13 protein-coding genes are annotated in these 13910 nt (G+C 60.8%); 3 read left to right on the forward strand and 10 right to left on the reverse strand.

Going from position 1 to position 13910, the window contains the following annotated elements; translation table 11 throughout:
- Positions 1–167: 167 nt before the first annotated feature.
- The 7 genes from cobA to O0879_RS20540 form a co-directional block, all read right to left on the reverse strand.
- On the reverse strand, positions 168–932 hold the full coding sequence (cobA, locus tag O0879_RS20510; RefSeq protein WP_289918449.1) for a uroporphyrinogen-III C-methyltransferase: 765 nt from the start codon (positions 930–932) through the stop codon (positions 168–170).
- A 28-nt stretch (positions 933–960) separates the two neighbouring features.
- Positions 961–2277 carry a GTP-binding protein gene (locus O0879_RS20515; protein WP_251350055.1) on the reverse strand — a complete coding sequence of 439 codons (1317 nt, stop codon included), beginning with the start codon at positions 2275–2277 and terminating at the stop codon, positions 961–963.
- The gene (cysD, locus tag O0879_RS20520; protein ID WP_034782216.1) at positions 2277–3188 is read right to left on the reverse strand and encodes a sulfate adenylyltransferase subunit CysD; all 912 of its coding nucleotides are present in this window, start codon (positions 3186–3188) and stop codon (positions 2277–2279) included. Before cysD ends, O0879_RS20515 begins: the two co-directional genes overlap by 1 nt.
- A 40-nt stretch (positions 3189–3228) precedes the next feature.
- On the reverse strand, positions 3229–3945 hold the full coding sequence (locus tag O0879_RS20525) for a phosphoadenylyl-sulfate reductase (RefSeq protein WP_289918453.1): 717 nt from the start codon (positions 3943–3945) through the stop codon (positions 3229–3231).
- Between the two features lie 9 nt (positions 3946–3954).
- Positions 3955–4515, reverse strand: coding sequence for a DUF934 domain-containing protein (locus tag O0879_RS20530; RefSeq protein ID WP_289918455.1), 561 nt, complete (start codon positions 4513–4515; stop codon positions 3955–3957).
- Positions 4508–6196: a nitrite/sulfite reductase gene (locus tag O0879_RS20535; RefSeq protein WP_289906108.1), complete on the reverse strand. Its 1689-nt coding sequence runs from the start codon at positions 6194–6196 to the stop codon at positions 4508–4510. Before O0879_RS20535 ends, O0879_RS20530 begins: the two co-directional genes overlap by 8 nt.
- Positions 6197–6278: 82 nt before the next feature.
- On the reverse strand, positions 6279–7052 hold the full coding sequence (locus O0879_RS20540) for a sulfite exporter TauE/SafE family protein (protein WP_289918457.1): 774 nt from the start codon (positions 7050–7052) through the stop codon (positions 6279–6281).
- Positions 7053–7212: 160 nt separating this feature from the next.
- Between O0879_RS20540 and O0879_RS20545 the strand changes: the two genes are divergently transcribed.
- The 3 genes from O0879_RS20545 to O0879_RS20555 all read left to right on the forward strand — a co-directional run bounded on the left by O0879_RS20545 (position 7213) and on the right by O0879_RS20555 (position 9999).
- Positions 7213–8154, forward strand: coding sequence for a CysB family HTH-type transcriptional regulator (locus tag O0879_RS20545; protein ID WP_034751505.1), 942 nt, complete (start codon positions 7213–7215; stop codon positions 8152–8154).
- Between the two features lie 61 nt (positions 8155–8215).
- Complete coding sequence (locus O0879_RS20550) at positions 8216–8866, forward strand: class I SAM-dependent methyltransferase (RefSeq protein ID WP_099665030.1); 651 nt, start codon at positions 8216–8218, stop codon at positions 8864–8866.
- 185 nt (positions 8867–9051) lie between these two features.
- Entirely contained in the window at positions 9052–9999 is a 948-nt protein-coding gene (locus O0879_RS20555; protein ID WP_046682561.1) for a porin, read from the forward strand.
- A gap of 46 nt (positions 10000–10045) precedes the next feature.
- Here O0879_RS20555 and O0879_RS20560 read toward each other — a convergent pair whose 3' ends face one another.
- The 3 genes from O0879_RS20560 to O0879_RS20570 all read right to left on the reverse strand — a co-directional run bounded on the left by O0879_RS20560 (position 10046) and on the right by O0879_RS20570 (position 13519).
- Positions 10046–11236 (reverse strand): PAS domain-containing sensor histidine kinase, encoded by a 1191-nt coding sequence (locus tag O0879_RS20560; RefSeq protein WP_289918459.1) that lies wholly within the window; start codon positions 11234–11236, stop codon positions 10046–10048.
- A 163-nt stretch (positions 11237–11399) separates the two neighbouring features.
- Complete coding sequence (locus O0879_RS20565) at positions 11400–12158, reverse strand: LytTR family DNA-binding domain-containing protein (protein ID WP_034751497.1); 759 nt, start codon at positions 12156–12158, stop codon at positions 11400–11402.
- A 68-nt stretch (positions 12159–12226) separates the two neighbouring features.
- Positions 12227–13519, reverse strand: a complete 1293-nt coding sequence (locus O0879_RS20570) for a histidine kinase (RefSeq protein WP_289918461.1) — start codon at positions 13517–13519, stop codon at positions 12227–12229.
- Between the last annotated feature and the right edge of the window lie 391 nt (positions 13520–13910).

Here is a 13910-nt window from a genome sequence, read left to right on the forward strand (position 1 = left end):
CTCCCGTCAGCCGGGAGGCCGCGCAGCAAGCGCTATGGCGGGGCGAAGCGTGATTTTCTTGCTATCACGCAACAACTTCTCGAGAAAAGATGCGTGAGCATCGTATCATGTTTCCTCGGAAGACGTCAGTTACTGACTCTAAAGTCGGTAAAATACGGTGTGTTTATTCAAGCATGGCGCGCCAGAATGGCGACCGCTGCTTCCGTGGCCTGGTGCGCGCGCGTGGCCATGGCGTCGCCCAGCATCACCAGCACGGGGCCGTGGGTGTCGCCCAGGCCATGCGCCAGGGTGCTCAGCGGCAGGCGCACGATGCGCTGGTCCGGGCGGCTGCAGTTTTCAATCACCACCACCGGGGTGTCGGCACGGCGGCCCTGGGCCAGCAGGCGCTGGGCCGTGGTGATGGCTTCGCGGCCACCCATGTATTGCACCAGGGTATCGCAGTCGGGAATGCGCGTCTGGTCCGGCTCGCCCGGCGCCGTGCTGGACGTAAAGAAGGCCACGCTGCGCGACACGCCCCGCTTGGTCAGCGGCTGCTGCGTGGCGGCCGCGGCCGCCAGGGCCGTAGTGATGCCGGGCACCACTTCGACGACGATCCCCGCCCCTTCCAGCGCCCGCAATTCCTCGTCGGCGCGGCCGAACAGCATGGGGTCACCCCCTTTCAGGCGCACGACGACGGCGTGCTTGCGCGCGTTGTCGACCAGTTGCTTGTTGATGAACGCCTGCGCCGTCGACAACTGGCCGCAGCGCTTGCCGACCAGGATTTTTTGCGCCTGCGGGCACAACTCCAGCATCTCTTCGGTGACCAGCGCGTCGTGCAGCACGACGTCCGCTTGCGCCAGCAGGCGCGCGCCGCGCAAGGTCATCAGGTCTTGCGCGCCGGGGCCGGCGCCGACCAGGTAGACCTTGCCGGGGAGAGATGGGGAGCTGTTCATATGGCTGCCTTTCCTGGACGATACGGGGTTAGAGCCGGACCATGCCGGCCGCGACCGTCTGGTGGGTTACTTCATCGATCAGGATAAACGCACCCGTGGCGCGGATATCGGCATACGCGTCGGCCGCCAGCGCCTGCTGCACGTTCAGGCTGATGCGGGCGATGTCGTTCAGCTTCAAGCCTTCGGCTGGGTGGCGCTGCTGCGTGTTGATGTCGAGGATAGATTCGATCGCCGTCACCTTGGCCGCCGTCTGTTTCGTGCCGTGCTTGATCCAGTACTTGCGGCGCAGGTCCAGCGCGTCTTCCGACAGCCAGCACACGTCGGCCACCACCTGTTTCAGCAGGGTGGCAGGGCGATCGTTGCTCGCCAGCAAGTCGCCGCGCGAGATATCCAGGTATTCATTGAGCAGCAAGGTCACGGACTGGCCCACGACGGCCGTCGGCAGCGAGCCGTCCAGGGTGACGATATCCTTGACGGTGGCCGTCTGGCCCGATGGCTGCACCACGAGGGTGTCGCCGATGCTGACCTTGCCCGCTTCGATGCGGCCCATGTAGCCACGGAAGTCGTTCGCTTCGTGGCCATTGTGGCGCGCCACCAGCTGCACGGGGAAGCGGAACGGCGTGTCGTGCGATTCGTCGTAGACGGACAGCGATTCGAGCAGTTCGATCAGGGTCGGGCCCGTGTACCAGCCCAGCTTGTCGCCGCGTTCGACGACATTGTCGCCCGTCAAGGCAGACAGGGGGATCGGCGTGATATCTTTCAAACCCAGCGACTGGGCGAATTCGCGGTAGGCGGCCACGATGCGGTTGTAGACCGTTTCATCGTAGTCGACCAGGTCCATCTTGTTGACGGCAACGACCACGTGCTCGATCTGCAGCAAATGGGCGATGGTCGAATGGCGTTTGGTCTGGATCAACAGTTCCACGCTGCCATCGTCACCCAGTTTGACTTTCGACACGTCGATCAGGATGATGACGGCGTCGGCGGTCGATGCACCGGTCACCATGTTGCGCGTGTATTGCTCGTGGCCGGGCGTGTCGGCGATGATGAATTTGCGTTTCGGCGTGGCAAAGTAGCGGTAAGCCACGTCGATGGTGATGCCTTGCTCGCGTTCCGCTTCCAGGCCGTCCGTCAGCAGCGACAGGTCGACCGTGTCGCCTACCGTGCGCTTGTGCTTGGAGCGCGACATGGCGTCGAGCTGGTCGGCGAAGATGCCCTTGCTGTCGAACAGCAAACGGCCGATCAGGGTGCTTTTGCCATCATCGACGGAACCGGCCGTGATGAAGCGCAACATGCCGCGTTCGACGCTGTCGGTGAGATTGGTGTTCTGGATTGCTGCGTTCATTAGAAATACCCTGCTTTCTTGCGTTTTTCCATCGAGGCTTCGGACGTCTGGTCATCCATGCGGGTGGCGCCCCGTTCCGTGATTTGCGTGATTGCCGTTTCGGCGATGATGGCGTCGACCGTCGCCGCATCCGACGACACGGGGCAGGTGCACGAAATGTCGCCCACCGTGCGGAAGCGCACGACCTGCGTTTCCACCGTTTCGCCTTCGCGCGGCGGCGTCAGATCCGTCAGCGGCACCAATAAACCGTTGCGCGGGATCACCTGGCGCTCGTGCGCGAAATAGATCGGCGGCAATTCCAGTTGCTCGCGGGCGATGTATTGCCACACGTCCAGCTCCGTCCAGTTCGAGATGGGGAAGACGCGCATGTTTTCACCGGGATGCACGCGGGTGTTATACAGGTCCCACAGTTCCGGACGCTGGGCTTTCGGGTCCCAGGCGCCGAATTCGTCGCGGAAGGAAAAGATGCGTTCCTTGGCGCGGGCCTTTTCCTCGTCGCGGCGGGCGCCGCCGATGCAGGCGTCAAAACCGTGTTCGGCGATGGTTTCCAGCAAGGTCACGGCTTGGGCCGCATTGCGCGAATCCGTGGCCGGGTTGCGCAGGCGCACGGTGCCGCGCTTGATCGAGTCTTCCACGGAGCCGACGATCAGGCGCTCGCCCAGCTCGGCCACCTTCTTGTCGCGGAAAGTGATGACTTCCGGGAAGTTGTGGCCCGTGTCGATATGCACGAGGGGAAATGGGAACTTGCCTGGGCGGAAGGCTTTCTCGGCCAAACGCAGCAGGACGACGGAATCCTTGCCGCCGGAAAACAGCAGCGCAGGGTTGGCCGATTCGGCCGCCACTTCGCGCATGATGTGGATGGCTTCCGATTCAAGGCTGTCGAGGTGACGCTGGTTCAAAATATTGCTCATATAGGGTGCTTTCTTGTTCTGCTGTATCTGTTGTGTCTGATCAAGCTGCCACGGATTTGATGCGTATCAATTTGCCGTCCACCATGTGCAGGCCGCATTCCTTGGAATCCGGGTTTTCCCACCACCAGCGTCCGGCGCGCACATCCTCGCCAGGCTGCACGGCCCGCGTGCACGGTTCGCAGCCGATCGACGGGTAGCCCTGGTCGTGCAGCGCGTTGTAGGGCACGTCGTTGGCGCGGATATAGGCCCACACGTCTTCTTCCGACCAGTCGGCCAGCGGATTGAATTTCGTCATGCCATGCGCGGCGTCCTCTTCTTGCACGTGCAATTCGGCGCGCGTGGTGGACTGGGCGCGGCGTTGGCCCGTCACCCAGGCCTTGTTGCCGGCCAGGGCGCGGCCCAGCGGTTCGACCTTGCGGATGCGGCAGCATTCGCGGCGCATCTCGACACTATTGTAGAACGCGTTCAAGCCGTTCTGTTCCACGTAGGCAGCCACGGCGTCGGGCTGCGGGCGGTACAGGGTGATGTCGTGGTCGTAGCGGGCCTTCACCTTGTCGAGCACGGCCAGGGTTTCCTGGTGCAGCCGGCCCGTTTCCAGTGAAAAGATGCCGATGGGCAGCTTTGCCTTGAGAATCATGTCGGTCAGCACCATGTCTTCGGCTGCCAGGCTGGACGCGAACACGGCCGGCGAAAAATCCGCGGCGATGCGTGTCAGCGTTTGCTCGGTGGCGTGTATCAAAGAAGTCAGATCGCTCATGATGGGCCCTCAGATGCCGGCCGCGTTGTCGAGGTCAGGATTCTGGCCTTCGCGGTGGTGGCGGCGGAACAGCGGCGATTTTTGATCCCACGACGCCTGGTAGGTTTCCGAAAACACAGATAACCCTTTCAGCGCGTCATGGATGCTGCGGTCCGGGCGCGTCGCATACGCATCGAAGCCGACGCGGTGCATGGAAAACAGCTGGTCGCGCAACACGTCGCCGATGGCGCGCAATTCCCCTTGGAAACCCAGGCGGGCGCGCAGGTTGAAGGCGATGGAGTAGCCGCGGCCATCCGTGAATTTCGGGAAATCCACGCCGATGACGGGCAGTTGCGCCACGTCGGCCGCCAGTTCTTCCGGGCGCTCGTCGCTGGCCAGCCACACGCCGATGTCGGGCAGGCGCGCGGACAGGGTTGCGCGCTGGGCTTGCCAAACGAGCAGGGGCACGATGACCTTGCCGGCCGGAACGACCACCGCTTCCGGCGTGTCGTTTTCATCGAGGCGCAGCAAGCCCCAGGTATTCGGCACTACGGCGGCATTCTTGATGATTTCTTCGCGTACTTCAAACATATTCGTCTTCTCCCACCAGGTTGCCGACGGTGATCGGCGTTGCATATACGTGTTCCTTGAACGGCGCCAGGCCCAGGCGTTGGGCCGTATCGACGAAGCGCTCGCCTTCGTGGCGGTCGCGCACGTAGACGTGCAGCAGGCGGCCGATGACTTCAGGCATCTGCAGGGAAGAGAACGATGGTCCGATGATCTTGCCGATGGCCGCGTTGTTGCCTTGCGCGCCGCCGATCGACACTTGATACCATTCGCTGCCATCCTTGTCGACGCCGAGGATGCCGATGCTGCCCACGTGGTGGTGGCCGCAGGCATTGATGCAGCCGGAAATGTTCAGTTCGATCTCGCCGATGTCGTGCTGGAAGTCGATGCTGTCGAAGCGTTCTGCGATGGCGGCCGCGATCGGCAAGGACTTGGCGTTGGCCAGCGAGCAAAAGTCGCCGCCGGGGCAGCAGATCATGTCCGTCAGCAAACCGATGTTCGGCGTGGCCAGGCCGTGCGCCTTGGCTTCTTGCCACAGTGCAAAGAGTTTCGATTGCTCCACGTCGGCCAGCACCAGGTTTTGCTCGTGCGTCACGCGCAGTTCGCCAAAGCTGTAGCGGTCGGCCAGATCGGCCACGAAGTCGATCTGCTCGGCCGTCGCGTCGCCCGGCGGCACGCCGGTTTTCTTCAGGGACAGCACCACGGCCACGTAGCCGGGGCGCTGGTGCGGCTTGACGTTGCGCGCCAGCCAGTTCACATACGCCTTGTTGTCCGCGTGCTCGGCCTTGTAGTCGAGTTCCGGCAGGGCCAGGTAGGCGGGCGGATTGAAGAAGTCCGCCACGCGCTGCATTTCCTCGGCGCTCAAGGTTTCCGGACCATCCTTCAGATCGACCCACTCTGCTTCCACCTGGCGCGTGAATTCTTCCACGCCGATGGCTTTCAACAGGATCTTGATGCGCGCCTTGTATTTGTTGTCGCGGCGGCCGTGCAGGTTGTACACGCGCATGATGGCCTGGATGTAGGTCAGCAAGTGCTGCCACGGCAGGAATTCGCGCACGACGCTGCCCAGGATCGGGGTGCGGCCCATGCCGCCGCCCGCCATGACCTTGAAGCCCACTTCGCCGGCCGCATTGCGCACGGCCGTCAATCCGATATCGTGCACGGCGATGGCGGCGCGGTCTTCTTCGGCGCCATTGATGGCGACCTTGAACTTGCGCGGCAGGGCGATGAATTCGGGGTGAAAGGTACTCCACTGGCGCAAGACTTCCGCGTACGGGCGCGGATCGATGATTTCATCGGCCGCGACGCCGGCGAACGGGTCGGATGTTGTATTACGGATACAGTTGCCCGAGGTCTGGATCGCGTGCATTTCCACGGATGCCAGGTCGGTCAGGATATCGGGCGTTTGCTCCAGCTCAATCCAGTTGAACTGGATGTTCTGGCGCGTGGTGAAGTGGCCATAGCCGCGGTCGTACTTGCGCGCGATGTGCGCGAACATGCGCATCTGCTTCGACGACAGCAAGCCGTACGGCACGGCGATGCGCAGCATGTAGGCATGGCGCTGCATGTACAGGCCGTTTTGCAGGCGCAGCGGAATGAATTCCTCTTCCGTCAGTTCATTGGCGATACGGCGCGCAACCTGGTCTCGGTACTGGGCGATGCGTTCTTTGATGATGAGGTGGTCGTACTGATCGTAATGGTACATATCAATTCCTAAAAAAGCCGGGGTGCTGGAAGATTGCCTGGGATTATGTTCTTGATACTGCTCTTGTCACATGGTCGGTCAATTAATAGATTAGCTTCACTGCCACGCCGGTCAAGGTCATCGCCAGCAGCACTCTTAAAAACTTTTCCGGCACGGAGCGGGCGACCCAGGAACCGAGCGTGATGCCGGGCAGGGAGCCGACCAGCAAGGAGGCCAGCAATTCCCAGTGGATTGAGCCGAGCCACCAGTGGCCGAGGGCGGCGATGGCCGTCAGGGGCACGGCGTAGGCGATATCGGTGCCGGCCACTTCGGCCGAGCTCATGCGTGGATACAGCATCACCAGCAGGGTGGCGCCGATGGCGCCGGCGCCGATCGACGATACCGTCACCAGCACGCCCAGCACGGCGCCAGCAATGATGGTCGCGGCGGCAAGCTTGTTGCCTTGCAATTGTTTCTCGGGGTGGGCATTGATCCAGGCCAGCATGCGGCCCTTGAAGATCAGCGCCACGACGGTCAGCAGTACGGAGCCGGCGATCGAGTAACGGATGATCTGGCCGATTTCCGGCGACAGGGTGCCGAACGATTTCAGCGCCAGGGTCGAGACGACGGCGGCGGGCAGGGCGCCGATGCACAGGCGCTTGACGATATCCCAGCGGATGGTGCCGCGCAGGCGGTGCGTCAGCGTGCCGGCGCTCTTGGTGATCGAGGCGAAGGCCAGGTCGGTGCCCACGGCCACGGAAGGCGGCACGCCAAACAGCAAGGTTAACAGCGGCGTCATCAGCGAACCGCCGCCCACGCCGGTCATTCCTACGAGTAATCCTACGGCAAATCCTGAGACTATATAAGACAAAGTCATGCTTTCACCCCCAAAGTACCCGCAATAGTAATAAACTTGGCGTTTAATCCAAACTACTAAGTACGCATTTGCTTATATGCGATATGCGTATATGCATGAACGCAAAATCATGGGTGGGGCGGAAACTCGGCAAATCACGGCAATCTAGGGCAAACCAGCAATGAATCTCCATCAACTGCGCTTCGTGCGCGAAGCGGTCCGGCAGAATTACAACCTGACGGACGCCGCCAAGGCCTTGTTTACGTCGCAACCGGGCGTTTCGAAAGCCATCATCGAGCTGGAGGAAGAACTGGGCGTGGATATCTTTACGCGCCACGGCAAGCGCATCCGCGGCTTGACGGAGCCGGGCCGCCTGGTGCTGGAATCGGTCGAGCTGATCATGCAGGAAATCGACAGCATGAAGCGCATCGGCAAGGAATTCGCGGCGCAGGACAGCGGCAGCTTTACCATTGCCACCACGCATACGCAGGCGCGCTACACCTTGCCCAAGGTGGTGCAAGCCTTCATGCTGAAGTTCCCGAAGGTAAGATTGTCGTTACTGCAAGGCAATCCGCGCCAGATCGCCGAAATGGTGCAGCGCGATCAGGCCGACCTGGCCATCGCCACGGAATCGATCGCCGCCATCGATGGCTTGATCACCTTGCCATGCTATCAATGGGAACATGTGGTGGTGGTGCCGGTCGACCATCCGCTGCTCAAGTCGAAGTCCGTGACCCTGGAAGAAATCGCCGCTTTCCCCCTGATTACCTATGACAGCGCGTTCGCCGGACGCAACAAGATCGACCATGCTTTCGTGCTGCGCGGCCTGAAGCCGGACATCTTGCTGGAGGCCATCGACGCGGACGTGATCAAGACTTATGTCGAGTTGGGCATGGGGATTGGTATCATAGCGGGTATGGCCTTCGATGCCGAGCGCGACAAAGGCTTGCGCGCCATCCCTGTCGGCCACCTGTTCGGCATGAATGTGTCGCGCGTTGCCGTCAAGCAAGGCGCGTATTTGCGCAGCTATATCTATACCTTTATCGAGTTGCTGACGCCGACCCTGAACCGCAAGCTCATCGAGCAGGCGATGAGCGGTGATAAAGAGCACTACGAACTATAACAATGCATGAAATCGGCCGGGCGAGGTGCCTGGCCAAGATTATTTAAGAAGAGAAGAAACAATGATTACCGATCAGCTTGCCAAATATTACGCCACCATCGCGCAGCAGTACGAGCGCGTCTATGACAAGCCAGAACGCCAGGAAGACCTGGAAGTGTTGCGCGACAAGGTCGCCGACGTGCTGGAAGGCCACACCGTGCTGGAACTGGCTTGCGGCACCGGCTACTGGACGGAAGTGGTCGCCGAGTCGGCCGAGTCCGTGCTGGCCACCGATATCAACGATGAAATGCTGGCGCTGGCCCAGGCACGCGGCTTGCCCGACAATGTGACCTTCGCCAAGCTCGACGCATTCAATCTGCCGGACGATCTGCTGGGCAAGTTCACGGCCGTGTTCGCCGGTTTCTGGTGGTCGCACGTGAAGCGCGAAGACCAGGACAAATACCTGAAGCAATTGCGCAGCAAGCTGGGCAAGGACATTCTGCTGGTGCTGATCGACAATTCCTATGTCGACGGCAGCAGCACCGTGATCGCGCGCACCGACCTGGAAGGCAATACCCACCAGTTCCGCACGACGGAGGGGGGCGAGCGCTATGAAGTGCTGAAGAATTTCCCGTCGGATAGCCACCTGCGCAAGAAGTTTGCCCACTCGGCCCGCGAAATCCGCATGAAGCGCCTGGAATACTACTGGCTGCTGAGCTGCCGCCTGAAGTAAGGCAGTCACGGCAACACAAGCCGCCCTCGGGCGGTTTTTTTTCGCCTGTTGTTTTTATCTGACAAGATGTTGTGCTGAAAAACAACATCTTGTCGATGTCATATTGTTGAAGTATTTGGTGGGCATGATTCGGTTCAGCAGCTAAGCAGCACCACTCTTGTCCAACCTAATGTAGAGAATCTCAAGTGAAAAAAATTACTCTGGCAGCATTGATCATCGGCACCTTCGCAGCAGCTACGGCACAAGCACAATCGAACGTCACCGTGTACGGCCTGGTTGACCTCGGTATTGCCAAGACCACTGGCCAGCCGACGGTACAACGCGAAAACAACGCGTCGCGCCTCGGTTTCAAGGGTACGGAAGATCTGGGTGGCGGCCTGTCCGCAATTTTCAACCTGGAAAGTGAATTCCTGGCAGACACCGGCGCGCAAAAAGGCGTGTTGTTCGACCGTCAAGCGTATGTGGGCTTGAAAGGCGCGTTTGGTACCGCCATCCTGGGTCGCACCAAGAATCTGGTCGATGGCACCATCGCCCGCGTCGATCCTTTCAACACCTACGGCGTGGTCGGCAAGAACAATGAAACCTTGCTGCGTTCGGGCGTCGGTTCGTCGCGCGTCAACAATGCCGTGACCTACAACAGCCCAAGCTTTGAAGGTTTCGTGGGCAGCCTGCAATACGTGTTGAGCGAAGTCAACAGCGCTGACGCAGGCGTGATTGGCCTGGCAACCTACGACAACGGCCCGATCAGCTTGCACGCCGGCTACGAAAAAGCCGTGCAAGCAACGGCAACGGCCGCCAAGCCTGACCTGTGGTCCATCGGTGGCGGCTATAAATTCGGCCCGGCCAAGATTACGGCCGCCTACTCGAAAGGCGACACCAAGGTAGCCACGACTGGCGAATTCAAGTCCTACCTGATCGGCCTGAACTATACGGTTGGCGGCGGCGATGCCAAAGTGTCGTATGGCAAGCAAGAGCAAAGCAACAACAAGTTCAAGGATCAGGACACCATCAAGGAATTCGGCGTCGGCTACGACTACCACCTGTCGAAGCGCACCGACGTGTACGCGTACGCTGGCCGCGAGCGCGTGAAGTCGCTGACCTCGTACCAGATCGGCCTCGCACACAAATTCTAAGCATCGTTCGATGTGACGAAGTGAAAGGCGCCTGCGGGCGCCTTTTTTATTGCATCGCCGCCGCTGCCGCCTCCGCATGCATGGGCAGCGAGATGTCGATGCGCGTGCCGCCCAGCTCGCTGTCGGCGCCGATATGGATGCTGCCGTTCAAGCCCCACACCCGTTCGCGCATGCCCAGCAAGCCCAGGGCCGTGGCTTTTTCCAGGTCGTGTTCGGCAATCCCGCGGCCGTCATCCTGGATGGTGATGGCCAGCGAGGAATCGATGCGGTGCAGGGCGATGGTGATGTGGCTGGCCTCGGCATGGCGTGCGATATTCGTCAGCGCTTCCTGCACGATGCGGTAGATGGCCGTGCTGCGCGCATCGTCGAGCACCAGGTCGGCCTCGTCGGCCAGCAAGTCGAAATGGATGGCGCGGCGCAGCAGGAAGTCGTGGCGCAGTTTTTGCAGCGCAAAATACAATCCCCCTTCATCGAGCGCGCGCGGACGCAGGTTGCTGGCGATGCGCCGCAACGAGGTGATGGCCGTCACCAGCAAGCCATCCATGCTGTGCAGCAAGGCTTGCAGAGACTCCGTGGTGTCCGTGTGCTGGCGCACCAGTGTCAGGTCGACGCGTAAGGTGGCCAGCAATTGCCCCAGGTCATCATGCAATTCACGCGCGATATGCTTGCGCTCCTCTTCGCGGATGGATTGCAGCGCGCTCGACAATTCGCGCAGTTGCGAGAAGGAGCGGGCCAGCTGTTCATGCATCTGCTGGCGCGCGCTGATGTCGCGCACGATGATGGTAAACACGCTATGGCCGTCTTCCTGCATGGCCGAGAGCGAGCCTTCGAGGGGAAACATGAGGCCATCGCTGCGCCGTCCCGTCAGCGTGTAATCGGTGGCGCGCCGGCCCGTCAGGCGCAGCTCCTGGCTGATGTCGCCAAACGGCGGATCGCCGTCGTGCTTGCCCAGGCCGCCCAGGGTACGCAAGTCGCGCAGGATGTAGTGGCCCAGGCGCATGCCACGCATGCCGGCCGGCGTGTCGTCGAACAATCTGGCCGCCGCCGCGTTCGCATGCAGGATGATTTGCCCGCTGTCGATGCTGATGAAGGCGTCGCTGGCGCTGTCGATGATGGCCTGGCCGCGGGCCTGCCGCTGCCGGCGGGCTTTCAGTGGAGGAAACAAGCACAGCAAAAGCATCGCCGCCATGCCTAGCGGCAGGATGCGCAGCAGTGTCGAACTGCCTCGGTCAGGCATGGGATTCTCCTTGCGAACGTGAACGAAGGCAGGCAAGACAGGAGTGGCGGACAGGACTTGATATAGCCTATGCCTGTTGGCGCGGCGTGGCTTGATGTGGCGCAGGAAGGGGAAAGAAGAGGGGGCGCGCCGCGCCGGCCTGGGCCGGGCGGCGGCGGGAGACTTACATTTGCTTGAACAGGTGCAAGAAGCTGCGGCTCACTTCGAGCTTGTCGGACTTGCCTTTGATGAGTACCAGGTGGCGGCCGCGGATGTCGCGCGTCACGCCTTCGATGGCATTCACGTTGACCAGGGTGGCGCGGTGGATTTGCCAGAACAGCGAAGGATCGAGCTCTTCGGCCAGGTCGCGCACGGGCTTGCGGATCAGCGCCTCGTACTTGGCGGTCTGCACGCAGGTGTATTTCTCGTCAGAACGGAAGAACAGGATCTCTTCCACGGGGATCATGCGCAAGTCCTGGCCGATGCTGGCCTGTATCCATTGCAGGTAGGTGGGCTTGGCCGTGATTTTTTCCGCCAGCTGCGACAGCATGGCCGTGACGCTGCTGTTGACGTCCAGCGCCGGCTTGTTCAAGTGCGTTTTCAGGCGCTCCACGGTGACCAGCAAGCGCTCATGCTCGGGCGGCTTGAGCACGTAGTCGACGGCGCCCCGCTCGAAGGCTTCGACGGCGTGGCTATCGTAGGCCGTGACGAAGACGATATGCGTCTTGCTGCCGATCACTTGCGCCGCTTCCATGCCCGTCTTGCCCGGCATGCGGATATCGAGGAAGGCAAAATCCGGTTTGAGTTGTTCCACCAGTTCGATCGCTTCGTCGCCATTCTTGGCTTCGCCGATGATTTCCAGTTCAGGCCAGGCTTGGCCCAGGCGCAGGCGCAGCTGGTCGCGCATCAGTCTTTCGTCGTCGGCAATAATAGCGGTAGGCATAGGTCTCAAGTGTGAACAGGCGAAGATTGATTATTCAATGATTTAGCGTTTTTATCAACTACTCTGTCTTATTTGGACAATTGATATGGCACTTCGATCACGGCGCACACGCCGGACGGTTGATTTGGCGTAATGGTCAGGCTGCCCTGGTCGCCATGCAACAGCTTCAGGCGCTCGCGGATGGTGGGCAAACCCAGTCCCGTGCCATCGCTGGGCACCACGCCAAAGCCCAGGCCGTCATCGGTCACCGTCACGCGCAGCTTGCTGTGCGCCACTTCGGCCACGATGCGCAGGGTGCCGCCCTCCGGTTTGACTTCCAGGCCGTGCTTGATGGCATTTTCCACCATCGATTGCAGCATCATGGGCGGGAAGGCGGCGCTGCGCAGGCCGTCGGGAATCTGGAAGTCGACGGTCAGGCGTTCTTCCATGCGCATTTTCAGCAGGTTCAAGTACGCTTGCACCATGTCCGCTTCACGGCCCAGGTTGGTAATCAGGGCGTTGTCGCGCATTTGCGGCAGCACGGCGCGCAGATACTGGATCAGGCTGCGCTGCATCTTGGCCGCGCGCGGCGGGTCGACCTGGATCAGGTGTTCGACGGAGGCAAGCGTGTTGAACAGGAAATGCGGCTCGACCTGGGCTTGCATCATCTGCATCTTCGCTTCGCTGAGCTGGCGCTGCATGGATTCGCGCTCGGCGGCCTCGTTTGCCGTGACGGTTTCCGCTTCCGCACGTTTCTTGCCGCCGACCAAGGCCTTCATGGCGAACAGGGCCAATACCAGCAAGGACACAAAGCTCTTGAACCAGGTCGACGCTTGCTGGTGATAGCGCGACACTTTTTGTTCTGCCGCATCATCGACGGCTTCTTCGATGGCATTCGACAACTCTTCGCCGATTTGCGGCGGCAATTCAATATGGACTTCTTCGCCCGAGGCATTCGTCGTTACTGGATAGCTGGGCTTGGCGGGGGCGGCCGGCGGTTCCGGCGGTGCCGGCGGCACGGTGTTTGCGTGCTCGTCCGCCTCGGCGGCATCGGCCGGCTCGCTGGCCGCCTCCGTCGTGCTGCTGCGCCGGTTCTTGCTGTTGCGGGGATTGAAATGGATGCCCGTATCGTCGATCAGGATATTGGTTTCACCCGAGCCCTTGCTGCTGCGCTTGTGCGACTTGATGACCACTTCTTCGTTCTGGCTGGACGAGAACAGCTCATCTTGCAAAATGGAACCGGCGATCAGGGCCAGCGCGGCGAACAGGAAGAATTTCCACCAGGACAGTTGGGTGACCCAGGTCGTCGTCGCGTCGAATGCCCGTTGCAACCAAGCGAGGATGGTTTTCAACAATTGGGGCAGGCTGGAAATCGGAAGCATGGGGGCACTTTCAAGTACAAGAGTTAATCGACGCAGCGGGCAAGTTTAACCTCTTGTTGAGCCGCGTCAGAGTCTGATGTTGCCACTGTGCCTAAAGACCACGAACTACACCAGCCGATTGCGACAGGCTGCACAAAAAGGCGCTTGAAGTGAAGACAAGGCTTGCTGGGCCGTGAGGGCGGGGAAATAGCCCTTGCGGAGAGTGCAGGGCACGGCTATAATTCGCCCCCTCGCTGAACGACGCATGCAAATGCTGAGTGAGACGAGAAAAAGAAGGAGTTGACGGACGTAGCAAATTGCTTCATACTCTTCCTTCTTCGCAGCTGACAAACACAACGCTTTGTCGATAGCGCGAAAGCAGTACCGAATACAGTTCTTTAACAATTAACAG

This window comes from Janthinobacterium sp. SUN120, assembly GCF_030397735.1.
GTDB classification, from domain to species: Bacteria; Pseudomonadota; Gammaproteobacteria; order Burkholderiales; family Burkholderiaceae_D; genus Janthinobacterium; species Janthinobacterium kumbetense.